We start from the raw sequence: 23,698 nt of genomic DNA, 5'->3' as shown, positions 1-23,698 counted from the left end.
CTTAACCTTGCAGCTTGGAGGCGCGTTCGAAGGCCTCGATGATCGGTTGCAGGCGCTCGCGCTTGAGCTTGAGCGCGGCCTGGTTCACCACCAGGCGCGAGGAGATGTCCATGATCTTTTCGACTTCGACCAGGTTGTTGGCGCGCAGCGTGCCGCCGGTCGAGACCACGTCGACGATGGCGTCCGACAGGCCGACCAGCGGCGCCAGCTCCATCGAGCCATACAGTTTGATCAGGTCAACGTGGACGCCCTTGGCCCCGAAGTGTTCGCGCGCGGTGTTCACGAACTTGGTCGCCACCCGCAAGCGCGCACCCTGGCGCACCGCGCTCTCGTAGTCGAAACCGGCATTCACCGCCACCGACATGCGGCAGCAGGCGATGCGCAGGTCGACCGGCTGGTACAGGCCTTCGCCGCCATGCTCGAGCAGCACGTCCTTGCCGGCCACGCCGAAGTCGGCGGCGCCATGCTGGACATAAGTCGGCACATCGCTGGCGCGCACGATCAGCACGCGCACGCCGGGGTCGTTGGTGGCCAGGATCAGCTTGCGCGAGGTTTCCGGGTTTTCGGTGACTTCGATGCCGGCTGCAGCCAGCAGGGGCAGCGTGTCTTCGAAGATGCGGCCTTTGGACAGGGCGAGGATCAGTTGCTGGTTGTCGGCCTGGGTAGTTGTGGTCATGTGACTGCTTTAATGTGGAACGCTGCGCTTGAACTTGGAACGCTACGCTTGCACGTCGCCCCTGCGAAGGCAGGGGTCCAAGTTTTCATGCGTTTCGATAGCGCCAGCAACTTGGGTCCCTGCCTTCGCAGGGACGACGTTGTTCGATGCCGGTACTGATCGAATGATAACTTTATTTGATACGAACGATGTCAGCACCTACCGCCGACAACTTGTCTTCCATCCGGTCATACCCGCGATCCAGGTGATAGATCCGGTCCACCAGGGTCGTGCCCGCGGCCGCCAGGCCCGCGATCACCAGCGACGCCGAGGCGCGCAGGTCGGTCGCCATCACCGGCGCGCCGACCAGGCGGTCGACGCCGCGCATGAAGGCGGTGTTACCCTCGATCGAGATCTGCGCGCCCAGGCGGTTCATTTCCTGCACGTGCATGAAGCGGTTTTCGAAGATGGTTTCGGTCACGCGGCTGGCGCCGTCGGCGACGATGTTCACCGCCATGAACTGCGCCTGCATATCGGTCGGGAAGCCCGGATACTCGGTAGTGCGGAACGACACCGGGCGCGGACGGCCATCCATGCGCGCGCGGATCGCATCGCCTTCCACGCTCAACTGCAGGCCCATCTCGCGCAGTTTATCCAGCGCGACGTCGAAGATGTCGGTGCGGGTGCGGGTGATGCGGATGTCGCCGCCGGTGGCCGCCACCGCGCACAGGAAAGTCGCGGCTTCGATGCGGTCCGAGATCACGGCGTGCTCCGTGCCGTGCAGCGCGTCGACGCCCTGGATCACCAGGCGGTCGGTGCCGATACCCTCGATCTTGGCGCCCATCGCAACCAGCATGTTGGCCAGGTCCGTCACTTCCGGTTCGCGCGCGGCGTTTTCGAGAATGGTCTCGCCCTGCGCCAGCGTCGCCGCCATCAGCAGGTTCTCGGTGCCGGTGACGGTGATCATGTCGGTCAGGATGCGCGCACCCTGCAGGCGCGGGCACTTGGCGTGGATGTAGCCGCCTTCGATCGTGATCTCGGCGCCCATCGCGCGCAGGCCCTTGATGTGCTGGTCGACCGGACGCGAACCGATCGCGCAGCCGCCCGGCAGCGAGACCTTGGCTTCGCCGAAGCGCGCCAGCATCGGACCCAGCACCAGGATCGAGGCGCGCATGGTCTTGACCAGCTCGTACGGCGCTTCCAGGCTGCTGATGGCGGCGCCGTTCAGGGTGACGTTCTCGCTGTCCTTCCCTTCGCCCTGGGTGACCTTCAGGCCGGTCTGCGCCAGCAGCTTGAGCATGGTGCGCACGTCATGCAGGCGCGGCACGTTGGAAAGTACGAGGTCGCCGGCGGTCAGGAGACCCGCGCACAGGATCGGCAGGGCCGCGTTCTTGGCGCCCGAAATCGGGATGTCGCCGTTCAGGCGCTTGCCGCCGGTGATCTGGAGCTTGTCCATGCTTATCCTTGGGTTGCGTACTCGTCGGGCGTCAGGGTCTTCATCGACAGCGCATGGATTTCCTCGCGCATGCGGTCGCCCAGGGCGCCGTACACGATCTGGTGGCGCTGGATGCGGCTCTTGCCGGTGAAGGCATTGGAGACGATGACGGCGCTGAAGTGCTGGCCGTCGCCCTCCACTTCGAGGTGGGTGCAGTCCAGGCCATTCGCGATGTAGCCGTGGATCAGTTCAGGTGTGGTAGCCATAATTTTTCAGGAATCTATTCAATGACGCAGCTTGTATCCGCGACGCAGCATGTTGATCGCCACGGCCGCCAGCACCACGAAGAACACGGCGACGATGGCCAGGCTGGTCCAGGGCGAGACGTCCGACTTGCCGAAGAAGCCATAGCGGAACCCGTCAATCATATAAAAGAACGGGTTGAAATGCGAGACTGCCAGCCAGAACGGAGGCAGTTTCTGGATGGAATAGAACACGCCGGCCAAAAATGTTGCAGGCATGATCAAGAAATTCTGGAACGCGGCCAGCTGGTCGAACTTTTCGGCCCAGATACCGGCGATCACGCCCATGGTGCCGAGGATGGCCGCGCCCAGCAGCGCGAACACGATGATCCACAGCGGCGCCACGAAGCTCAGGTGGGCGAACCAGGCGGTGATGATGAACACGCCGGCGCCGACGACCAGGCCGCGCACGATCGAGGCCGCCACGTAGGCCGACACGATTTCCCAGTGCGACAGCGGCGGCAGCAGGATGAACACCAGGTTGCCCGTGATCTTCGACTGGATCAGCGACGACGACGAGTTGGCGAACGCATTCTGCAGCACGCTCATCATGACCAGGCCGGGGATCAGGAAGGACGTGTAGTTCACGCCTTCCAGCATCTGCACTTTACCTTCCAGCACATGGCCGAAGATCAACAGGTACAGCATCGAAGTGACGACCGGTGCGGCGATGGTCTGGGTGGCGACCTTCCAGAAACGCAGGATCTCTTTATAGAACAGGGTACGGAAACCCACGGACAGAAAATTCATCGAACAGGTGCCCCATCCATGATTTGCAGGAAGATGTCTTCGAGGTCGGCTTGCTGCAGCTGCATCTCGTCGATCTCGGCGCCGGATTCGCGCAGCCTGGCGAGGATGCCCTCGACTTCGTTATAGGCGTTCACGCGCAGCGTGTACTTGTTGCCGCCGTTGTTGGCGCCGTCATCGTGCTCGTCGTGGGCGACCAGGTGGCGCAGGCCTTCCGGCAGCGTGCCGTGCTTCAGGTGCACCACCAGCGAGGAGCCGGACACGCGGCGCAGCAGCTGCGACATGGTGTCGAGCGCGACCACGTTGCCGGTCTTGAGCATCGCCACGCGCTGGCACATGGCCTGCGCTTCTTCCAGGTAGTGGGTGGTGAGGACGACGGTGTGGCCCTCGCGGTTCAGGCGCGAGATGAACTTCCACAGGGTCTGGCGCAGTTCGACGTCGACGCCGGCGGTGGGTTCGTCCAGCACGATCACCGGCGGTTTATGGACCAGCGCCTGGGCCACCAGCACGCGCCGCTTCATGCCGCCCGACAACGCGCGCATGTTGACGTCGGCCTTCGCGGTCAGGTCGAGGTTTTCCATGACCTCGTCGATCCACTTGTCGTTGTTCTTGAGGCCGAAGTAGCCCGATTGCAAGCGCAGCGTCTCGCGCACCGTGAAGAAGGGATCGAACACCAGTTCTTGCGGCACCACGCCGAGCTTCATGCGGGCCTGCCTCTGGTCGGTGACGACGTCATGACCGTGAATGCGCACGCTGCCCACGTCCGGGCGGATCAGGCCGGCGATGGTGGAAATCAGGGTGGTCTTGCCGGCGCCGTTCGGGCCCAGCAGGCCAAAGAACTCGCCTTGTTCGATGCTGAGCGAAACGCCCTTCAAGGCCTTGAAACCCTTGTAGCTTTTCTCGACGCGGTCAATCTGGATGGCTGTCATTCGTTGGTGGGCCCGGGGAATGGGAGGGCCGTACGGGGAAACGAGCCATTATAGAAGAAAACCCAACGACGGGCTCGGGAGGGGGAGTTATTCAGGCCGGCGACTCGAATAACGTAGGGTGGACGGTTTCCCGTCCACGCGGCGATAGGTAACGGCCGCGCGGTCGTGCACGCAACGCGTGGACGGCGAAGCCGGCTGCGCGCCCCGGTCCACCCTACGTCACTGCTTATGCCCGGCCCAGCAACTCGCCGACGCCGTAAAGCTTGCCCAGCGCATCGACGTTGGCCGGCACGTTGACGAAGCTGAGGCTGCGGCCCTGCGCCTGTGCGCGGCGCTGCCACGCCAGCATCAGGGCCAGTGCCGACGAATCGGCGGACTGGACGCCGCCGAGGTCGAACACGGTTTCGCCGGCGGCCAGTGCCGCGCAGCCCTGGTCCAGCGCCGCCTGGGCGTTCTGGAAGGTCAGGGCATCCAGCGAGAGCATGGGATTCGCTTCCGCCATGCTTACTTCTGCGTGGTCTTCAGCGGCTTGCTGGCCAGCTGCTGGTTGCGGTCGCGCAGCTTCTTGATCAGGCCGTCGACGCCGCCCTTGCTGATTTCCGAATTGAAGGTGCTGGTGTAGGTCTGCACCAGCCACGCGCCCAGCACGTTGATGTCATAGATCTTCCAGCCCTGCGCGCCCTTGCTCAGGCGGTAGTCCAGGGTGATCGGCTCGCCGCGGGTCAGGTTGACCTGCGACTTCACGACGACGTCGTTGTCGGCCGGGTCGGCGCGGAACGGCTTGAACTCGACGGTTTCATTCTTGATCTGCGACAGCGCACCGGCGTAGGTGTACACCAGCAGCGTGCGGAATTCGGTCGACAGCTGCTTCTGCTGCTCCGGGGTGGCCTGGCGCCAGTGGCGGCCGGCTGCCTGGGCGGTCATCTTGTCGGAATCGACGTAAGGCAGGATCTTGCTGTTGACCAGGTCCATGATCTTCTTGGTGTTGCCTGCCTGGATATCCTTGTCGGCCTTGACGCTGTCGATCACGTCGGTGCTGACGCGCTTGACCAGCGCGTCCGGCGCTTCGGCGGCGGCATATGCAGGCGCGATGGCGCTGGTGGAAATCGCCACGGCGGCGGTCATGATCAGTTGTGCGATAGGCTTCATATGCTTCCTTTTGTCTGGTTGGGATAAGCCAGGCGGTTCAGCGGCGACGCTGTCTGCCCGGCAGTACCATCATTAACTACTTGGTGGCCGCTCCGGATGACACGGGGGCGGGCGCCGGCGGATTGTTGGGGGCCGAATCGGTGGCGGGAGCGGCGTCTGCCGGGGCTGCCGCTGCCGGCGCATCCGCATCCTGGCTAGGCGTTTCCGGCTTCTTGACACCCAGCTTTTCCAGCCGCTCGGTCACTTTTTCCTGCACCTTGTCGATCTGGCCCTGCACCTTCTCGGAACGCTCCTGCGCCTTGTCGGTGTCGAGCACCTTGCTGGCACGGCGCTGCAGGTAACCGTCGCGGATGAACTCGTAACGGTCGAGGGCAGCGTCTTCCAGCAGGTTCGACGCATCCAGCACGCTGGCGCGCTGGTCGACGGCGCGCAGCAGGATGCCGCTGTTGCGCAGCGGGATGTTGTCCACGTGGGTCCAGGCGTCGCCCCACCAGTCGCCCGGCAAGGCCACCGTGTCACGCACCGTAGATGGGCCCAGAATCGGCAACATCAAGTAGGGACCGCTTGGAACGCCCCAATAACCCAGGGTCTGGCCCAGGTCTTCGTTATGCTTGCGCAGGCCGGCCGAGGTGGCAACGTCCAGCAGGCCGGCCAGGCCCAGGGTCGAGTTCATCGCGAAACGGCCGAGATCGTTCAAACCGTCGCGGCCCTTGAACTGGGCAAACTGGTTCGCCGAGCTCCACAGGTCCGACAAGTTACCGAAGAAATTATTCACGCCAGTCTGCACGAAGCTCGGGGTGACTTCCTTGTAGGCGGTGGCCACCGGCTTCAGCGCATTGCGGTCGACCGCATCGTTGAAGGTGAACATGGCGCGGTTGAACTTCTCGAACGGATCGGTCGGATTGTTCGTGGTGGCGCAGCCGCTCAGCAGCAGGGATGCGCCGACGGCGAGGGCCAGGCCGGATGTTCGGTAGCGGGCAGTTTTATTGTTGTATTTCATTTACTTTCGTCCTTCCCTTCGGCTGCCTTGCTATAAATAAATTGATTAATCAAGTCTTCCAGCACGGTCGCCGACTGTGTACGGTTGATGCGGTCGCCCTGCACCAGGTTGTTGCTGTCGCCGCCCGCCTCGATGCCGACATACTGCTCGCCGAGCAGGCCGGAGGTCAGGATCTTCAGCGAGCTATCCTTCGGAAACTTGAAAGCCGGGTCCAGGTCGAGGCGCACCAGTGCCTGGAAAGTCTTGTCGTCGAAGGTGATCGAACCGACGCGGCCCACCACCACACCGGCACTCTTGACTGGTGCCTGGGGCTTCAGTCCGCCGATGTTGTCGAATTTCGCGCTGACCGCATACGTCTTGCTGAACGAGATCGTACTCATGTTACCGGCCTTGAGTGCCAGAAATAGGAGCGCTACCGCACCCAGCAATACAAAAAGTCCGACCCAGACATCAATAGATTTGCGATGCATAAATTTTTCCCAATCTTCTAATTACTTCGTGAACATCAGTGCGGTCATGATGAAGTCCAGGCCGAGCACCATCAGCGAGGCGATCACCACCGTACGCGTGGTGGCGCGCGACACGCCTTCCGGCGTCGGCTGGGCCTCGTAGCCCTGGAACAGCGCCGTGAAGGTCACCGCGATACCGAAAACGAAACTTTTCAGCACGCCGTTCATGACGTCGCGGCGCACGTCGATATTGCCCTGCATCTGCGACCAGAACGCACCCGGGTCCACGCCAATCAACTGCACGCCGACCAGGTAGCCGCCGATCACGCCAATGGCGGAAAACACGGTGGCCAGGATCGGCATGGCGATCAGGCCGGCCCAGAACCGCGGCGCCAGCACGCGCTGGATCGGGTTCACGGCCATCATTTCCATGGCGGTCAGCTGCTCGCCGGCTTTCATCAGGCCGATTTCGGCGGTCAGCGAGGTACCGGCGCGGCCGGCGAACAGCAGCGCGGTGACGACCGGACCCAGTTCGCGCAGCAGAGAGAGCGCCACCAACTGGCCCAGCTTTTCGTCGGCGCCGAACTGGCTCAGCGTGTAGTAACCCTGCAGTGCCAGCACCATGCCGACGAACAGGCCGGACACGGTGATGATCAGCAGCGAATAATTGCCGATGAAGTGGATCTGTTCCGAGATCAGGGCCGGGCGGCGCAGCGCACCCGGCAGCTTGGCGACCAGACCACCGAACGAGCGGGTCACGAAACCGACGCGGGCGAACATGTCGAGCACGAAGCCGCCGATCGCCCCGAGGAAGCGGTTGTTCATCGCTTGCCTCCCAGGCCCAGGTCTTCGGCCAGCGACTTGCCCGGATAGTGGAAAGGTACCGGGCCGTCCGGCTGGGCGTTGACGAATTGTTTCACGTACGGGTGGTCCGAGCGGCGCATTTCATCCGGCGTGCCGGCGGCCACGATCTTCCCGGCAGACAGGAAATACACATAATCGGCAATCGAGAAGGTTTCGTTGACGTCGTGCGACACCAGGATCGACGTCGAACCCAGGGCATCGTTCAGGTTGCGGATCAGGTTGGCGGTAACGCCCATCGAGATCGGGTCCAGGCCGGCGAAGGGCTCGTCATACATGATCAGGCGCGGATCGAGCGCGACGGCACGGGCCAGCGCCACCCGGCGCGCCATGCCGCCCGAGATCTCGTTCGGCTTCAATTGCGCCGCATTGCGCAGGCCGACCGCGTTCAGGCGCATCAGCACCAGGTCGCGCAGCATTTCTTCCGGCAGGTCGGTGTGCTCGCGCAGCGGGAAGGCCACGTTCTCGAACACGGTGAGGTCGGTGAACAGCGCGCCGAACTGGAACAGCATGCCCATCTTGCGGCGCAGGCGATACAGCCCCTCGGTGTCCAGCTGGTTGACGTTCTCGCCGTTCACGGACACAGTGCCGCGCTGCGGACGAATCTGACCGCCGATCAGGCGCAGTACCGTCGTCTTGCCCGAGCCGGAGCCGCCCATCACGGCAATCAGCTTGCCGCGCGGGAAATCCATGCTCAGATTCGACAGGATGGGGCGATCTCCATACGAAAAATGCAGATCGCGGATTTCGACGAGGTTGGACACGGTGGAGTCTGGTATTTGGAGAATCTCGTATTGTAGTGCAGAAACGGCAAGCTCTGCTTGAGGCGACCTATTTCCGGCTGGGTTATCGACGTGATATTACAACACTACTGAACGATGGGTCAGGTATTTTCGATACATAAGTCCTTGTTTTTACTAACTTATGCATATCGATGGCTGTTGCAATCAAATACACTTTAATGACAAATGCCATACGGCAACTAGGCTTTGCAGGCGGTATGCGTGCTTGCGAAAGCGGAGTGAAAAAGGTGAATTTTTTTGCAGGTGCACAGGCCGAACGGCAAGGATAACCGTAATGGCATGCGCATGCTGGCGACAGCCGTGGTAAGTATGCACAGCCGAAAAAAAAGCGGCTCCAGAAGAGCCGCCTTCGCGTAGAACCGGGAACCGCTACCGCTCAGCGCGGCAGTTCGGACGACCCCATCAGGAACTCGTCGACCGCGCGCGCGCACTGGCGCCCTTCGCGGATCGCCCACACCACCAGCGACTGGCCGCGGCGCATGTCGCCTGCCGTGAACACCTTCGGCACCGAAGTGGCATAGCTGGTCTCGCCATCGACCGTGGCACGCGCATTGCCGCGCGCATCCTTCTGCACCCCGAAGGCATCCAGCACCTGCTGCACCGGCGACACGAAGCCCATGGCCAGCAGCACCAGGTCGGCCTTGATTTCGAATTCGGTGTCCGGCACTTCGATCATCTTGCCGTCTTTCCACTCGACGCGGCAGGCGATGACTTTGTCGACCTTGCCGCCCTTGCCTTCGAAGCGCTTGGTGGCGACGGCGAAGTCGCGCTCGCAGCCTTCTTCGTGCGAGGACGAGGTGCGCAGCTTGGTCGGCCAGTACGGCCAGACCAGCGGCTTGTTCTCGTGTTCCGGGGGCATCGGCATCAGTTCGAACTGGGTGACGCCGACGGCGCCGTGGCGGTTCGAGGTGCCGACGCAGTCGGAACCGGTGTCGCCGCCGCCGATCACGACCACGTGCTTAGCCGTAGCCTTGATCTGGTCCTTGACCTTGTCGCCGGCATTCACGCGGTTCTGCTGCGGCAGGAATTCCATCGCGAAGTGCACGCCCTTCAGTTCACGGCCCGGTACCGGCAGGTCGCGCGGCGCTTCGGCGCCGCCGGCCATGACGATGGCGTCGTAGTCTTTCGCCAGGTCTTCCGGGAAGATGGTTTCACGGGCCATGTTGCTGACCGTGGCCGGGAAATCCTTGCCGATCAGGGTGCTGGTGCGGAAAGTCACGCCTTCCGCCTGCATCTGTTCCACGCGGCGGTCGATCAGGCCCTTTTCCATCTTGAAGTCGGGGATGCCGTAGCGCAGCAGGCCGCCGATGCGGTCGCTCTTTTCGAACACGGTGACGTCGTGGCCGACGCGCGCCAGCTGCTGGGCCGCGGCCAGGCCGGCGGGGCCGGAACCGACGACCGCGACGCGTTTGCCGGTCTTGACGGGGGCGACCTGCGGCGTGATCCAGCCGTTTTCCCAGCCCATGTCGGCGATCTTGCGCTCGATCGACTTGATGCCGACCGGCTCGTTGTTGATGCCGAGCGTGCAGGCGGCTTCGCACGGCGCCGGGCAGATGCGGCCGGTGAACTCGGGGAAGTTATTGGTCGAATGCAGGTTCTCGACGGCGTAGCGGTAATTGCCGTGGTAGACCAGGTCGTTCCAGTCGGGGATCTGGTTGTTGACCGGGCAGCCGGTGTTGCAGAACGGGATGCCGCAATCCATGCAGCGGGCGCCTTGCACCTTGGCCTGCTCGTTGGTCAGGGTGATGGTGAATTCTTTGTAGTTCTTCAGGCGGACGGCGGGGTCCAGGTGATCTTCTTCCTGGCGATGGAATTCCATGAAGCCGGTGATTTTACCCACGGTGTTTTCCTTATTTGTTCAATCGGGACTTAGCCCACCGTCATTCCCGCGCAGGCGGGAATCCAAGTTGCGCGCATATTCTCAGCGCTTGCAGAACTTGGAGGAAATGATGCCAGTGGCATCATTTCCGCCTTCGCGGGGATGACGTTGTTTTAGTGCGGTGGCGTCGTCTAGTGCGGCGACGCCCTTAGTGCAGCAGTGTACTGAGGGCGCGTACTGTTACGCCACCAACTCAACCTTGTCGTTCGCCTCTTCCATGCTGCTGTTGTGCATCTCTTCCAGCGCGCGCTTGTAGTCGGTCGGGAACACCTTGACGAACTTGCCGCGGCTGTTGGCCCAGTCGTCCAGCAGGTTGCGGGCGCGGGTCGAGCCGGTATGCTTGAAGTGGCGCTCGATCAGGCGTTTCAGGATCGCCTCGTCGGACTCGCGCGCACCGCCACGGGTCTGGCTGTGCCAGCTGGATTGGTCGCCCTGCTCCTTGGTGGCCAGCACGCGCTCCAGGTTGACCATGGTCGTGTTGCACTTCTGCTCGAACTCGCCCTTCGGGTCGTACACGTAAGCCACGCCGCCCGACATGCCCGCCGCGAAGTTGCGGCCGGTGTCGCCCAGCACCACGACGGTACCGCCGGTCATGTATTCGCAGCCGTGGTCGCCCAGGCCTTCGACGACCGCCGTCGCGCCCGAGTTACGGACGGCGAAGCGTTCGCCGGCCACGCCGTTGAAGAAGGCTTCACCGGCGATCGCACCGTACATCACCGTGTTGCCGACGATGATGTTGTCCACGGCCCAGCCACGGAACTCGGTGTTCGGACGCACGATGATGCGGCCGCCCGACAGGCCCTTGCCGACGTAGTCGTTGCCCTCGCCCACCAGGTCGATTGTGATGCCGTGCGCCAGGAAAGCCGCGGCCGACTGGCCGGCGGTACCCTGCAGCTGGATGTGGATGGTGTCGTCCGGCAGGCCGGCGTGGCCATAGCGCTTGGCGACCTCGCCCGACAGCATGGCGCCGACGGTGCGGTTCAGGTTCTTCACCGGCGAGATGAAGGAAACGCGCTCGCCCTTCTCCAGCGCCGCCTTGGCTTGCGCGATCAGCTTGTGGTCGAGTGCCTTGTCCAGGCCGTGGTCCTGGCTGTCGCTGTGCAGCAGGGCGCGCGGGCTGTCGACCTTCGGCTGGTAGAAGATGTTGCTGAAGTCCAGGCCTTGCGCTTTCCAGTGGCCGACGGCGCGGCTGCGGTCGAGCAGGTCGGCGCGGCCGATCAGCTCGTCATAGCTGCGGATACCCAGCTGGGCCATGATCTGGCGCGCTTCCTCGGCGACGAAGAAGAAGTAATTGACCACGTGTTCCGGCTTGCCCTGGAACTTGGCGCGCAGGACCGGGTCCTGGGTTGCCACGCCCACTGGGCAGGTGTTCAGGTGGCACTTGCGCATCATGATGCAGCCTTCCACCACCAGCGGCGCGGTCGCGAAACCGATCTCGTCGGCGCCCAGCAGGGCGGCGATGACGACGTCGCGGCCGGTACGCATCTGGCCGTCGGCCTGGACGCGAATGCGGCTGCGCAGCCCGTTCAGCACCAGGGTCTGCTGGGTCTCGGCGAGGCCCAGCTCCCACGGCGTGCCGGCGTGCTTCACCGACGACAGCGGCGAGGCGCCGGTGCCGCCGTCATGGCCGGCGACCACCACGTGGTCGGCCTTGGCTTTGCTGACGCCCGCGGCGACGGTACCGATGCCGACTTCCGACACCAGCTTGACCGAGATCGACGCGTTCGGGTTCACGTTCTTGAGGTCGTGGATCAGCTGCGCCAGGTCCTCGATCGAATAGATGTCGTGGTGCGGCGGCGGCGAGATCAGGCCGACACCCGGCACCGACACGCGCAGCGAGGCAATGTACTCGGACACCTTGTGGCCCGGCAGCTGGCCGCCTTCTCCCGGCTTGGCGCCCTGCGCCATCTTGATCTGGATCTGGTCGGCCGACGACAGGTACTCGGCCGAGACGCCGAAGCGGCCCGACGCCACCTGCTTGATCTTCGAACGCAGCGAATCGCCTTCCTGCAGCGGGATATCGGCGACGACGCGGTCCGAGCCCAGGATCGAAGCCAGGGACTCGCCCTTGGCGATCTTGATGCCCTTGAACTCGCCCATGTAGCGGCGCGGGTCCTCGCCGCCCTCGCCGGTGTTGCTCTTGCCGCCGATACGGTTCATGGCGACGGCCAGTGTGGCGTGCGCCTCGGTCGAGATCGAGCCGAGCGACATCGCACCGGTGGCGAAACGTTTGACGATTTCCTTGGCCGGCTCGACCTCGTCCAGCGGGATCGCCTTGCTCGGATCGATCTTGAACTCCATCAGGCCGCGCAACGTCAGGTGGCGGCGGCTCTGGTCGTTGATGATCTGGGCGTACTCTTTATAGGTGCTGAAGTTGTTGGCACGGGTCGAGTGCTGCAGCTTGGCGATCGCATCCGGGGTCCACAGGTGGTCTTCGCCGCGCACGCGGAACGCATACTCGCCGCCGACGTCGAGCGAGTGCGCCAGCACCGGGTCGTTGCCGAAGGCCAGGGTGTGCAGGCGCAGCGCCTCTTCCGCCACTTCGAACAGGCCGATGCCTTCGACGGTCGACGAGGTGCCCTTGAAGTACTTGTCCACCAGCGACTTGTTGAGGCCGACGGCTTCGAAGATCTGGGCGCCGCAGTAGGACATGTAGGTCGAGATGCCCATCTTCGACATCACCTTCATGAGGCCCTTGCCGATCGCCTTGGTGTAGTTGTAATGGACTTTGTCGACGGCGATCTCGTGCGGCAGCGAATGCGCCAGCTCGGCCAGCGTTTCGAGTGCCAGGTAGGGGTGCACGGCTTCGGCGCCGTAGCCGGCCAGCAGCGCGAAGTGGTGGGTTTCGCGGGCGGAACCGGTTTCGACCACCAGGCCGGTCGAGGCGCGCAGGCCGCGCATCACCAGGTGCTGGTGGACGGCGGAGGTTGCCAGCAGCGCGGGGATCGCGACCTGGTCGGCGCCCAGGTTGCGGTCCGACACGACCAGGATGTTGTGGCCGGATTTCACCGCGTCGACGGCTTCCGCGCACAGCGAGGCCAGCGAGGCTTCGATGCCTTCCTTGCCCCAGGCGACCGGGTAGCAGATGTTCAGCTCATACGACTTGAACTTGCCGCCGGTATGCAGGCTGATGTTGCGCAGGCGCGCCATGTCGTCGAAGCCGATCACCGGCTGCGACACTTCGAGGCGCATCGGCGGGTTGACGTTGTTGGTGTCCAGCAGGTTCGGCTTCGGGCCGATGAACGAGACCAGCGACATCACCATCGCTTCGCGGATCGGGTCGATCGGCGGATTGGTCACCTGCGCGAACAGCTGCTTGAAATAAGAGTACAGCGGTTTCAGCTTGTTCGACATCACGGCGAGCGGCGAGTCGTTGCCCATCGAACCCGTGGCTTCTTCGCCCAGCACGGCCATCGGCGACATCAGGAATTTCAAGTCTTCCTGGGTGTAGCCGAAGGCTTGCTGGCGGTCCAGCAGGGACACAGGCGCTTTTTCGCCCTGGGCCGGGATGTCCTTGGCGCGGCTCTGGGCCAGCTGCGATTCCGACAGCTTGATTTCGTTCAGCTTGATGCGCACCGACTTGATCCATGCCTTGTACGGCTTGGCGTTCGAGTAGGTGTCCTTCAGTTCCTTGTCGTCGATGATGCGGCCGGCTTCGAGGTCGATCAGGAACATCTTGCCGGGCTGCAGGCGCCACTTTTTCACGATGCGCGATTCCGGGATCGGCAGCACGCCTGATTCCGATGCCATCACGACCAGGTCGTCGTCGGTGACCACGTAGCGCGCCGGACGCAGGCCGTTGCGGTCGAGCGTACCGCCGATGTGGCGGCCGTCGGTGAAGGCCATCGCGGCCGGGCCGTCCCACGGCTCCATCATGGCGGCGTGGTATTCATAGAACGCGCGGCGGTTCTCGTCCATCGTCGCGTGGTTTTCCCAGGCTTCCGGGATCATCATCATCATCGCCTGGGCGATCGGGTAGCCGGCCATGACCAGCAGTTCGAGCGCATTGTCGAAGCAGGCGGTGTCCGACTGGCCTTCATAGATCAGCGGGAACAGTTTATTCAGGTCGTCGCCCAGCACGGCCGACTTCATGACGCCTTCGCGGGCGCGGGTCCAATTAAAATTGCCCTTGACGGTGTTGATCTCGCCGTTGTGCGCGATCAGGCGGTACGGGTGGGCCAGCGGCCATTCCGGGAAGGTATTGGTCGAGAAGCGCTGGTGCACCAGCGACAGCGCCGACACGCAGCGCGGATCCTGCAGGTCTTTATAGTAGACGCCGACCTGGTCGGCCAGCAGCAGGCCTTTATAGACAACGGTGCGCGCCGACATCGACGGCACGAAGAATTCCTTGCCGTGCATGAGCTTCAGGGCCTGGATCGCGTGGCCCGACGATTTGCGGATCACGTACAGCTTGCGCTCGAGCGCATCGGTGACCATCACGTCCGGGCCGCGGCCGATGAAGATCTGGCGGATCACCGGTTCCTTGGCGCGCACGGTGGGCGACATCGGCATGGTGTCGTCGACCGGCACGTTGCGCCAGCCCAGCACGACCTGGCCTTCGGCGCGCACGGCGCGCTCGATTTCCTGTTCGCAGGCGATGCGCGAGGCGTGCTCTTTCGGCAGGAAGATCATGCCGACGCCATACTCGCCCGGCGGCGGCAGCTCGACGCCCTGCTTGCCCATCTCGTCGCGGTAGTACTGGTCCGGGATCTGGATCAGGATGCCGGCACCGTCGCCCATCAGCGCATCGGCGCCGACCGCACCGCGGTGGTCCAGGTTCTTCAGGATGAGCAGGCCTTGCTCGATGATGGAATGGCTTTTGTTGCCCTTGATGTGGGCGATGAAACCGACGCCGCAGGCGTCGTGTTCATTGGCGGGATCGTACAAACCTTGGGCAATCATGTGGGGCTCCGCAGCATTTTATGAATATCGAAAGTCGAGAATAGAGCAGAGTCGGGTAAACATCAATCACAATAATTAGGGTCGGAGTCAAATTAAATTTGCGGTTGACCGCCGAATGAATAAATGGGGACATGGTCATTCAAGGTGCGTCGATGGACTGGATACCTGAATCGAATCAATGCATTAGCATCGCTGCGGGAATGTTGTAAGACTAGCCGGGTGCTGGATCGGATGGCGCGCTACAGGCCGACACCGCGCCAGTGCGCGTGTACGTGGTCGAGCGAAGTGTGTGCGTATTGCTCCGGCCGCTTGTCGGTTCTGCCGCATCGAACGCGGGTTCCCATTGGACGACCCGCTTCGCTGGACCCGGGGGTGAAGTCCGGATGGGGCCGGGCGCCAGGTCGAACACAGGGGGCGCGGCTTGCGGCGGCCCCCTTGTTCGGCCCGTTTATTGGGGTTCGGTCGGCGTGACCTTGAATGGGCGCCCGCGCTTGGCCGGCAGTATCTGGCGCTTGGTCTTTTTTTCCAATGCCGCTTTGAACGCATGCGAGCCGAGCGCCCCACCCTTCAGCACGGCCGCGTCGATGGTGTCCAGTTCGTCCATCGACAAACCCTGCTGCGCCAGCGCGATGTAGGCGGCTTCGCGCTGGAACGGCGTATTACCCAGATCCCAGTAGGTGGCGTGATCGGTGATCAGCGCATCGGCGCGCGTGCCGGCGTGGTGGGCATAGCTCGACCAGCGGTAATCGGCTGCGCTGCCCGCCTGCTGCAGGCGCACCGGGTGCAATTCGATATAGCGCATGCAGGCCAGGAAGTACTGGACCGGATCGATGACGGCCGTGCGGAAACGGCCGCCGAACAGCGTGCCCGAGCGGCCGTGCCTGGCATTGAACCAGGGCACGTACAGGCGCCCGACTTTCTGCATCATCAGCGCCAGCCCGTCTTCGTCGGCGGGGGTGGCCAGCAGTTGCAGGTGGTCCGGCAGCAGCACGTAGGCGTGGATGGCGACGTGGTAGAACCGGGCGCTCTCCTTCAGCCAGCCGAGGAAGCGCGCGTAATCCTCGTCGTCGCGGAAGATGGCGATGTTGTCGTTGCCGCGCTGGACCAGGTGGTGCGGCTGGTGCGGCAGGATCAGTCGGGGTTGGCGGGCCATGGCGGCAACTCATTCATTCTTCGATGCAGGCGGCGGCGGCGTCATGAAGCGCGCCAACCGGCACCCGGCGCGCCATGCCGGCGACCGGGCTGCAGACGCTGGCATGGCCGTCTCGCGCAATGCGGGAAAGCGCCCACTGTAGCGCTAACTTGACGATCAGGCCAGCGTGAATCCGGCCGACAGGCTATACCCTTCGCCATAGGCGCTGCGCAGCGGCAGGTCCTGGCCCAGGCCGGTACGCGCCTTCTTGCGCAACCGGTACACCAGCATGTCGACGCGGCGGCTCGCATCCGGATCGTCGCCGCCCATGCCGGCCACGATCACCTGGCGCGGCACCGGGCGGGTATTGATGGTCAGCAGGTGCAGAAAATTGCACTCTTTTTCGGTCAGGTCGATCACCTTGCCCATCAGCTCGAGCTGGCGTGCCGAGACGCGCAGCATCCACTTGCTCGGCGCCGGGGCCGGCTCGGCCGGACGCACGCGGCGGTCGAGGGCTTCGATGTGGGCAGCCAGTTCCGGGAACTTGATCGGCTTGGTCAGATAGTGGTCGGCGCCGAGGCGCAGGCCGAGGATGCGGTTGTCGAACGCGACCCGGCCGGTCAGCACCAGCAGGCCGATTTCGGGATAGAGCTGGCGCATGCGCGGGATCACATTGAAACCGTCTTCGTCGGGCAGGCCCAGGTCGAGTACGACCACGGCGGCCGGGGTGCGGGTCAGGGCCGCCCACATGTCGCCGGCGGTGGTCGCGATCGTCACCTCGTGACCTAGTTCCCTGAGGAAGTCGGCCATGTCGCCGGCGTAATCGCCATTGTCTTCAACAATCAGTATTTGCGTCATGGGTGTGCCATGTTTCTCTTATTACGTGTTTCCCGGCATTGTTGTCGGGTGGCTATCCACGTTGCCTGCCCGATTATCACTGTTGGTCTCGCCGGAAGCAAGATGTTTTGGGGCGGCATCCGCGGTGCTTTCCTGGGCCGGCAGCCACAGCCGGAACTCGGCGCCGCCGCCGGCCGGCGTCACCATCCCCAGCGAACCGCCGTGGACTTCGACCACCGAGCGCGCCATGTACAGGCCGAGTCCCTTGCCGGGCGTGCCGGCCGCGTTGGTGCCGCGGTAGCCCTTGTCGAAAATGTGCGGCTGGTCGTCCGGCGCCACGCCCGGCCCCTGGTCGCGCAGCGCCAGTTCGATGCCGCCGCCGCTGCGGCGCCCGCCGACATGCAGCGGACTGCCGGCCGGCGTGTGGCGCAGCGCATTCTCCAGCACCAGCTTGAGCGCCAGGCGCAGGCCGGCCGGTTCGCCGCGCAGCGCCGCCGGCAAGTCGTGCGCATCGAAGCTGACCGGACGGCCCGCCACCCGCGCCTGGGCCACCAGTTCTTCCAGCAGCAGGCGCGGCGCCACGGCGTTCGGCTGGCGCTGGCGCCCCAGTTCCGCCATCCGTTCCGGTGACAGGTAGTCGTCCAGCATGGCGATCAGGCGGTCGGTGGCGACCGCGATCTTGCGGTAGCGCTGGCGCGTCGGCTCGTCGGCACCGGTAGCGGTAGCGGTGGCTTCCAGGCGCTGGACGGCGCCGTCGATGGTCGACAGCGGGGTGCGGAATTCGTGGTTCAGCATGCTGGCGAAGCGCTTCTGCTCGTGTTCGCGCGCGCGCCGCGCCGACAGGTCGCGCACCAGCCCGGCCAGCGAACGCGGCTGTCCGGCGTCATCCGCCAGCAGGGTCGAGATCACTTCCACCGGGGTGATACGGCCATCCGGCCGGCGCACCTCGAAGGCGCGCGTCACGCGCAGGCGCGATCCGTCGCCGGCGGCGAAGCGCCGCAGCCGCGCCGGCAAGCCGCCGCACAAGGCGGCCAGGGGGCCGTCGCCGCCTTCGGCCAACTGTTGTTCAATATCCACACGACCATAGCCCAGCATGTCGTCGAGACCGGGGCTGAGGTAGGCCAGGGTGTGGGTGCTGCAGTCGAGGATGAACGCGACATCGCCGCCGAGCTCGGCAATGGTACGGAAGGCGTCCGCCGTGGCCAGCGCTGCCGGGCCGGCTGGGGGGACGGAAGCGCTACGGGGCATGGAAACCTTCCGGATGAGTGATTGCAGTCGGAATCAAAAGACTGCCAAGTTGCCAAGTATAGTGCGCTGACTCAACAATTGACTAGGCAAACCGCTCTAGAGCGTTGCGTGGGGGAGATATGTCAATACAAAACGCCGTCCCGCGCAGGCGGTGACGGCGTTTCGTTGGGGTGAACGGGGTAGGCCGTTCAGTCTTCGAGCGGCGCAAAAATGGCTTGCAGATCTTCCTGCGTCAGCGCCATCTTCTGCGATTCGCCTTCGGCCAGGATCGATTGCGCCAGCTCCGACTTCTTCTGCTGCAGCAGCTGGATCTTTTCTTCCAGCGTACCCTTCGCGATCAATTTATAGACGAACACCGGCTTGTCCTGCCCGATGCGCCAGGCGCGGTCGGTCGCCTGGTTTTCGGCGGCCGGGTTCCACCACGGGTCGTAGTGGATCACGGTGTCGGCCGCGGTCAGGTTGAGGCCGACGCCGCCGGCTTTCAGGCTGATCAGGAAGATCGGCACCGCGCCCTGCTGGAAGGCGGCAACCTGGGCCGAGCGGTCGCGCGTTTCGCCGGTGAGGATCGCGTACGGGATATTGCGTGCGTCCAGCTCTTCCTCGATCAGGCCGAGCATGCTGGTGAATTGCGAGAACACCAGGATCTTGCGGCCTTCGCCCAGCAGGTCGTCGACCATCTGCATCAGGTCGGTCAGCTTGGCGGAGACGGCGGCCGTGTTCTTCTTGGTCGGCATCGCTTTGACAAGACGCGGGTCGCAGCAGACCTGGCGCAGTTTCAGCAGCGCTTCGAGGATGACGATCTGGCTGCGCGCCACGCCCTTGCGGTCGATTTCCTCGCGCACCTTCTTGTCCATCGCCAGGCGCACGGTTTCGTACAGGTCGCGCTGGGGACCGCTGATCTCGATGCGGCGGATCATTTCGGTCTTTTGCGGCAGTTCCTTGGCCACATTGTCCTTGGTCCGGCGCAGCAGGAAGGGCTTAATGCGGCGGTTCAGCAGCGCGCGCCGCACCGGGTCGTCCTGGCGTTCGATCGGGTGGCGGAACTGGCTGTTGAAGGTCTTCTCGTCGCCGAGCAGGCCCGGCAGCAGGAAGTGGAACTGCGACCACAGCTCGCCCAGGTGGTTTTCCAGCGGCGTGCCGGACAGGCACAGGCGATGGCGCGCATTCAGCGAACCGGCCGTCTGCGCCGCCTTCGAGCGGGTGTTCTTGATGTAGTGCGATTCGTCCAGGATCACCAGGTGGTACTCGTGCTCGCGCAGCTTTTCCTCGTCGCGCGGCAGCAGCGCGTAGGTGGTCAGCACGATGTCGGCCTGGTCGATCTGGTCGAACAAGTCCATGCGCTCCTTGCCCTGCAGCAGCAGCACCTTCAGGTCGGGCGCGAAGCGCGCCGATTCTTCCATCCAGTTGGCCATCAGGCTGGTCGGCGCGATCACCAGCGCCGGCGCGGTCAGGCGGCCGGCTTCCTTTTCGGTGAGGATGTGGGCGATGGTCTGCACGGTTTTACCAAGACCCATGTCGTCGGCCAGGATGCCGCCGAGGTCGTACTCGCGCAGGAATTGCATCCAGGCCAGGCCGTCCAGCTGGTAGTCGCGCAGGGTCGCCTGCAAGCCCTTCGGCGCATCGACCTTTTTCACTTTGCCGAACTGGCTCAGCTTGCGGCCGGTCTCGCGCAGGCGTTCGCCGCCGGTCCAGTTGAAGGCGGCGCCGCGCGCCAGCTCTTCGAGGCGCGCCGCGTCCAGCGTCGACAGGCGCACCTTGCTCTTGATCTTGTCGTTGAAATACAGCTCGCCCAGCGTCGACAGGATCGGTTTGACGCGGCCCCAGGGCAGCGCCACGCGCAGGCCGTCGGGCAGGGTCGCCAGCATCTGGTCGGCTTCGCCGTGGAAGGCCAGCACTTCCGGATTGAAATCGAGCGGCGTGCTGCGGATGAGTTGCACCAGCACCGGCAGCAGTGGCACGCGCTTGCGGTTGACCACGATGCCCAGTTCCAGCTCGAACCAGGCGTTACCCGCCTCGGCCGGCTCTTCGATCTGGGCATACCAGTCCTCGACCGGCACCACGTCGTAGCGGTACTTGGGCGACTTCTGCAGGTGCCAGCCGATGTCGGACAGCGCATCCAGTTCGTTTTCGGCAAAGCGCAGCCAATGCGCCTGGCTGTCCAGCAACTGCGCGCCGGCCAGTGCCGACAGGGGCGCCGTGGCCGGCTTGCGGAAGCCGATCTCGTGCAGCATGTCGAGCGCCGCGGCTTCGAATGCCTCGTTGCGCTGGATCACTTCGGTGACGTCGCCGATCTGGCGCACCACGCGCTGGGCCGGGTCGAAGGACACGCGCTGGCCGTCGTAGTCGAACGACAGCACGGCGAAATCCTGCCAGCGCTGGGTCGTGCCGTCGGCCACCTGCACCGCATCCAGCAGCAGGTGCGGCTGCGGCTTGACGTCGGTGCGGATGCGCTGCGTGAGCGGCTGCGGCAGCGGCATCAGCTGCTGCAGGCCGTGCGCCAGCAACAGTTGCGACACGCGCTTCTTGTCGTTGCCCGCCAGCGGTGGCGCCTGCGACACCAGAGCCTGCAGGTCGGCCAGCGAAATATCGATGCCGCCGCGGTTCAGGGCCAGCGGACCGCAGGACAGGTTGTCGATATACCACGGCGGATCGGTCGGCAGCATGTAGTCGACCAGGTCGGCGCCCGGGTGGTTGGCGCCCTTGGCCGGTTCCACCGACCAGCCGAGCTTGGCAGTACGGCCCTCGTCGCGCCAGGTGAGGTTGGCCTGGCGCTCCGGGCCGGCCTGCAACGGATACAGCAAGCCGTTGCTCATGTCCGACCAAGAATTAGCCCACAGCAATTTACCTTGCGCCAGCAATTGCGCCAGCAGGATGGCGCCGACCTTGCCCTTGGGCTCGGTCGCGCTGGTGCTCTGGTTGGAACCGCTGCGCATGGCGATGAAGAAACGCACCAGATCCTCGTCATCCCCTTCGAGATAGGCGGGCGGCGCCGACAGCAGCGAGAACACTTCGCCAACCGGACTGGCCGACGCCACGTCCCCGTTCGGACGCAGGCGCGCCTTGCACAGGCACACCGCGACATGGCGGCCACCGCTGGTCGGGGCCATGACATAAACGAATTTGTACTGGACAGCCTTGGGGTCAGCCACTTCGGCGGTCAGCTTGGGTTGCGGATGCGCTGCCGCTTCGACCCTTTGCAGCCAGCTCAATACCGGGGCGGGCAGGACAGGTGCGCGTGCGGGCGCTCGAGCCGGCGGGGCGTCGCTGGTATCGTCGCGAGGAAAATCAACTGTGTGCATGGGGTCTCAGGAATCTGGGATTTGAAAAAACAACAATGTTTATTATCCTCTATACGGACAGAACTGTTTTGTTCGTGATCGCACGTAGCAGGATGAAACTTTACAAGCCGAAAGGAGTAAAAGTTACACTCTTCCGCAGGTTTTTTCTAGCACCTGCACTCGTAAACATCGATTGTTGGGAGATTGAGCAAGCTTGCGCGCGTTTTGGCAGCCTTCCGACAGCGACAGCCAGTCCGCAGGTGTCAGTCGGCGCCGCTACCGAAGTAAGCCAGGAACATCGACACCGACGCGTCGATGAGACGCGCCTGCGCCTGCGCATCCAGCGGTGCGGCGCCCAGGGTGACTTGCGGCCAGAACGCGAAGGTCTTGATATGGCCTTGCAGCAGGGTGGAAGCAAATGCAGGGTCGCCCGGTTTCAGCCTGCCGTCGGCCTGGGCGGCGCGGATCCAGGCGGTGAGTCCCTCCTCGCGTTCGCCGATGCGGTCGAACACGGCGCGCGCGTGCGCGGGCGCGTGGATCGCCTCGGCCACCGCGACCCGGGCCAGGTCGATGAAATCGCGCTCGGCCAGCGTGCGCATCTTGTGCGCCAACAGCTCGGTCAATTGTTCGCGCAAGCCGAGGGCGCGGCGATAAGGCAAGTCCAGCGCCTCGGCCTCGCTCTGGAACAATTGCACCAGCGTCTCCGCGAACAGCTCGTCCTTGCTCGGGAAATGGTTGTACACGGTGCGCTTGGACACCCCTGCGGCGGCAGCGATCCGGTCCACGCTGGTGGCCTCGAAGCCACAGGCACGGAATTGTTCGGCGGCGGCCTTGAGAATGGCCTGGCGCTTGCGGTCGGTAAGGCGGGTTGGTGCGTCCATCGGATAATTCTACACTCGCTAGTTTACTTTCTCAAAAACGGAAACTACACTGTGTAGTGTACATTTACATTTATCCAACGCGATGCGCCTTCTGACGAATGCCCTTTTTGGAGTCCTGCTCATGACCGGTTCTACCCTGGCGTCGACGCCTGCCCCCGCGACCTCTCCCCAATTCCACGACGGGAAATTCCGCAACCCGGTACCGATGCACGAGCACAGCTTCGGCGAGATGGTCAGCCTGTGGTGGAACTTCATGGTCCACAAGCCGGCCGGCACCGTGCCGGAAGGCGCGATTCCGGTACGAACCCTGAGCCGGGCCGACCTGCTGGCGGCGCCCGACAACACCCTGTTCCGGCTCGGCCACTCGACCCTCCTGCTCAAGCTGGCCGGCGAGTTCTATCTGACCGACCCGGTGTTCTCGAAGCGCGCGTCGCCGGTGCAGTGGGCCGGACCGGCACGCTTCCATGCGCCGCCGATCACGATCGAGGAGCTGCCGCCGATCAAGGCGGTGATCCTGTCGCACGACCATTACGACCACCTCGACGAAGCCGCGGTCAAGGCGCTGGCCGGCAAGACCACCCACTTCCTGGCACCGCTGGGCGTGGGCGACCGCCTGGCCGGCTGGGGGATCGACGCCGCCAAGATCCATCAGTTCGACTGGTGGCAGGGCACCGAGATCGACGGCGTACGCTTCGTGGCGACGCCGTCCCAGCATTTCTCGGGCCGCGGCCTGGGCGACCGCAATACGACGCTGTGGGCATCGTGGGTCATCCTGCACCAGGACCTGCGCGTGTTCTTCAGCGGCGACAGCGGCTATTTCAGCGGCTTCAAGGACATCGGCGCCAAATATGGCCCGTTCGACGTGGCCCTGCTGGAAACCGGCGCCTACGACAAGCAATGGCCGGACGTCCACATGCAGCCCGAGGAAACCCTGCAAGCCTTCCTCGACCTGAAAGGCAAGTGGCTGGTGCCGATCCACAACGGCACCTTCGACCTCAGCCTGCACCGCTGGCAGGACCCGTTCGAGCGCATCTCGGCGCTGGCGCAAGCGCGCGGCGTGGCCCTGTCGACGCCGGAGATCGGAGAACCGCTCGACCTGGTGCAGCCGCACCCTGGCCGGCCATGGTGGCGCGCCGTCAAATGAGCCGCCAGCCGGCATGCGCGGCGACGTCGGCGACGCGCCGGCTGTGCAAGGCAGCTGGCCGGGTACC

General features: G+C 64.2%; 19 protein-coding genes. 1 reads left to right on the top strand and 18 read right to left on the bottom strand.

All coding sequences use genetic code 11. The features are described 5' to 3' along the window. Position 1: 1 nt before the first annotated feature. The 18 genes from hisG to U1H99_RS14895 form a co-directional block, all read right to left on the bottom strand. Positions 2 to 676: an ATP phosphoribosyltransferase gene (gene hisG / locus U1H99_RS14980; protein WP_323142518.1), complete on the bottom strand. Its 675-nt coding sequence runs from the start codon at positions 674 to 676 to the stop codon at positions 2 to 4. A gap of 172 nt (positions 677 to 848) precedes the next feature. Next, positions 849 to 2,111 (bottom strand): UDP-N-acetylglucosamine 1-carboxyvinyltransferase, encoded by a 1,263-nt coding sequence (gene murA / locus U1H99_RS14975; protein WP_323142517.1) that lies wholly within the window; start codon positions 2,109 to 2,111, stop codon positions 849 to 851. Positions 2,112 to 2,113: 2 nt separating this feature from the next. Further along, the gene (locus tag U1H99_RS14970) at positions 2,114 to 2,356 is read right to left on the bottom strand and encodes a BolA family protein (RefSeq protein WP_323142516.1); all 243 of its coding nucleotides are present in this window, start codon (positions 2,354 to 2,356) and stop codon (positions 2,114 to 2,116) included. An 18-nt stretch (positions 2,357 to 2,374) separates the two neighbouring features. After that, positions 2,375 to 3,142 carry an ABC transporter permease gene (locus U1H99_RS14965; RefSeq protein ID WP_323142515.1) on the bottom strand — a complete coding sequence of 256 codons (768 nt, stop codon included), beginning with the start codon at positions 3,140 to 3,142 and terminating at the stop codon, positions 2,375 to 2,377. Further along, positions 3,139 to 4,068: an ABC transporter ATP-binding protein gene (locus tag U1H99_RS14960; RefSeq protein WP_323142514.1), complete on the bottom strand. Its 930-nt coding sequence runs from the start codon at positions 4,066 to 4,068 to the stop codon at positions 3,139 to 3,141. The genes U1H99_RS14965 and U1H99_RS14960 overlap by 4 nt, the downstream gene beginning before the upstream one ends. Positions 4,069 to 4,294: 226 nt before the next feature. Next, positions 4,295 to 4,570 carry an STAS domain-containing protein gene (locus U1H99_RS14955; RefSeq protein WP_323142513.1) on the bottom strand — a complete coding sequence of 92 codons (276 nt, stop codon included), beginning with the start codon at positions 4,568 to 4,570 and terminating at the stop codon, positions 4,295 to 4,297. A 2-nt stretch (positions 4,571 to 4,572) separates the two neighbouring features. Continuing rightward, positions 4,573 to 5,217 (bottom strand): MlaC/ttg2D family ABC transporter substrate-binding protein, encoded by a 645-nt coding sequence (locus U1H99_RS14950; protein ID WP_323142512.1) that lies wholly within the window; start codon positions 5,215 to 5,217, stop codon positions 4,573 to 4,575. 76 nt (positions 5,218 to 5,293) lie between these two features. Further along, entirely contained in the window at positions 5,294 to 6,217 is a 924-nt protein-coding gene (locus tag U1H99_RS14945; RefSeq protein WP_323142511.1) for an MlaA family lipoprotein, read from the bottom strand. Then, entirely contained in the window at positions 6,214 to 6,687 is a 474-nt protein-coding gene (gene mlaD, locus U1H99_RS14940) for an outer membrane lipid asymmetry maintenance protein MlaD (protein ID WP_323142510.1), read from the bottom strand. The genes U1H99_RS14945 and mlaD overlap by 4 nt, the downstream gene beginning before the upstream one ends. A gap of 21 nt (positions 6,688 to 6,708) precedes the next feature. Beyond that, positions 6,709 to 7,491, bottom strand: a complete 783-nt coding sequence (mlaE, locus tag U1H99_RS14935) for a lipid asymmetry maintenance ABC transporter permease subunit MlaE (protein WP_323142509.1) — start codon at positions 7,489 to 7,491, stop codon at positions 6,709 to 6,711. After that, a complete protein-coding gene (locus tag U1H99_RS14930; protein ID WP_141836721.1) occupies positions 7,488 to 8,291 on the bottom strand; it encodes an ABC transporter ATP-binding protein in 804 nt (267 codons plus the stop codon). Before U1H99_RS14930 ends, mlaE begins: the two co-directional genes overlap by 4 nt. 415 nt (positions 8,292 to 8,706) lie before the next feature. Next, a complete protein-coding gene (locus tag U1H99_RS14925) occupies positions 8,707 to 10,170 on the bottom strand; it encodes a glutamate synthase subunit beta (RefSeq protein ID WP_323142508.1) in 1,464 nt (487 codons plus the stop codon). Positions 10,171 to 10,389: 219 nt separating this feature from the next. Further along, a complete protein-coding gene (locus tag U1H99_RS14920; RefSeq protein ID WP_323142507.1) occupies positions 10,390 to 15,111 on the bottom strand; it encodes a glutamate synthase-related protein in 4,722 nt (1,573 codons plus the stop codon). Positions 15,112 to 15,559: 448 nt separating this feature from the next. Beyond that, positions 15,560 to 16,264 (bottom strand): transposase, encoded by a 705-nt coding sequence (locus U1H99_RS14915; RefSeq protein WP_323142506.1) that lies wholly within the window; start codon positions 16,262 to 16,264, stop codon positions 15,560 to 15,562. 156 nt (positions 16,265 to 16,420) lie between these two features. Further along, the gene (locus U1H99_RS14910) at positions 16,421 to 17,101 is read right to left on the bottom strand and encodes a response regulator transcription factor (protein ID WP_141836709.1); all 681 of its coding nucleotides are present in this window, start codon (positions 17,099 to 17,101) and stop codon (positions 16,421 to 16,423) included. Positions 17,102 to 17,122: 21 nt separating this feature from the next. Then, positions 17,123 to 18,328, bottom strand: a complete 1,206-nt coding sequence (locus U1H99_RS14905) for a PAS domain-containing sensor histidine kinase (RefSeq protein ID WP_323142505.1) — start codon at positions 18,326 to 18,328, stop codon at positions 17,123 to 17,125. Between the two features lie 188 nt (positions 18,329 to 18,516). Further along, positions 18,517 to 21,627: a DEAD/DEAH box helicase gene (locus U1H99_RS14900; protein WP_323142504.1), complete on the bottom strand. Its 3,111-nt coding sequence runs from the start codon at positions 21,625 to 21,627 to the stop codon at positions 18,517 to 18,519. Between the two features lie 242 nt (positions 21,628 to 21,869). Further along, positions 21,870 to 22,487 carry a TetR/AcrR family transcriptional regulator gene (locus U1H99_RS14895; RefSeq protein ID WP_323142503.1) on the bottom strand — a complete coding sequence of 206 codons (618 nt, stop codon included), beginning with the start codon at positions 22,485 to 22,487 and terminating at the stop codon, positions 21,870 to 21,872. 121 nt (positions 22,488 to 22,608) lie between these two features. Here U1H99_RS14895 and U1H99_RS14890 point away from each other — a divergent pair, with 121 nt between their 5' ends. Continuing rightward, positions 22,609 to 23,631, top strand: coding sequence for an MBL fold metallo-hydrolase (locus U1H99_RS14890; RefSeq protein ID WP_323142502.1), 1,023 nt, complete (start codon positions 22,609 to 22,611; stop codon positions 23,629 to 23,631). Positions 23,632 to 23,698 lie beyond the last annotated feature (67 nt).

Origin of the sequence: Massilia phyllosphaerae, from assembly GCF_034659755.1 — a bacterium.
Taxonomy (GTDB): Bacteria; Pseudomonadota; Gammaproteobacteria; order Burkholderiales; family Burkholderiaceae_D; genus Telluria; species Telluria phyllosphaerae.
The sequence above is the reverse complement of the archived record's forward strand: the minus strand, read 5'-3'. Positions and strand labels throughout refer to the sequence as shown.

Coding starts and splice junctions, on each gene's coding strand:
- mlaE (WP_323142509.1), bottom strand. CDS start 7,491: ATGAACAACCGCTTCCTCGGGGCGATCGGCGGCTTCGTGCTCGACATG.
- U1H99_RS14900 (WP_323142504.1), bottom strand. CDS start 21,627: ATGCACACAGTTGATTTTCCTCGCGACGATACCAGCGACGCCCCGCCG.
- U1H99_RS14910 (WP_141836709.1), bottom strand. CDS start 17,101: ATGACGCAAATACTGATTGTTGAAGACAATGGCGATTACGCCGGCGAC.
- U1H99_RS14970 (WP_323142516.1), bottom strand. CDS start 2,356: ATGGCTACCACACCTGAACTGATCCACGGCTACATCGCGAATGGCCTG.
- U1H99_RS14895 (WP_323142503.1), bottom strand. CDS start 22,487: ATGGACGCACCAACCCGCCTTACCGACCGCAAGCGCCAGGCCATTCTC.
- U1H99_RS14960 (WP_323142514.1), bottom strand. CDS start 4,068: ATGACAGCCATCCAGATTGACCGCGTCGAGAAAAGCTACAAGGGTTTC.
- U1H99_RS14905 (WP_323142505.1), bottom strand. CDS start 18,328: ATGCCCCGTAGCGCTTCCGTCCCCCCAGCCGGCCCGGCAGCGCTGGCC.
- U1H99_RS14955 (WP_323142513.1), bottom strand. CDS start 4,570: ATGGCGGAAGCGAATCCCATGCTCTCGCTGGATGCCCTGACCTTCCAG.
- murA (WP_323142517.1), bottom strand. CDS start 2,111: ATGGACAAGCTCCAGATCACCGGCGGCAAGCGCCTGAACGGCGACATC.
- U1H99_RS14965 (WP_323142515.1), bottom strand. CDS start 3,142: ATGAATTTTCTGTCCGTGGGTTTCCGTACCCTGTTCTATAAAGAGATC.
- U1H99_RS14920 (WP_323142507.1), bottom strand. CDS start 15,111: ATGATTGCCCAAGGTTTGTACGATCCCGCCAATGAACACGACGCCTGC.
- U1H99_RS14950 (WP_323142512.1), bottom strand. CDS start 5,217: ATGAAGCCTATCGCACAACTGATCATGACCGCCGCCGTGGCGATTTCC.
- mlaD (WP_323142510.1), bottom strand. CDS start 6,687: ATGCATCGCAAATCTATTGATGTCTGGGTCGGACTTTTTGTATTGCTG.
- U1H99_RS14945 (WP_323142511.1), bottom strand. CDS start 6,217: ATGAAATACAACAATAAAACTGCCCGCTACCGAACATCCGGCCTGGCC.
- hisG (WP_323142518.1), bottom strand. CDS start 676: ATGACCACAACTACCCAGGCCGACAACCAGCAACTGATCCTCGCCCTG.
- U1H99_RS14890 (WP_323142502.1), top strand. CDS start 22,609: ATGACCGGTTCTACCCTGGCGTCGACGCCTGCCCCCGCGACCTCTCCC.
- U1H99_RS14915 (WP_323142506.1), bottom strand. CDS start 16,264: ATGGCCCGCCAACCCCGACTGATCCTGCCGCACCAGCCGCACCACCTG.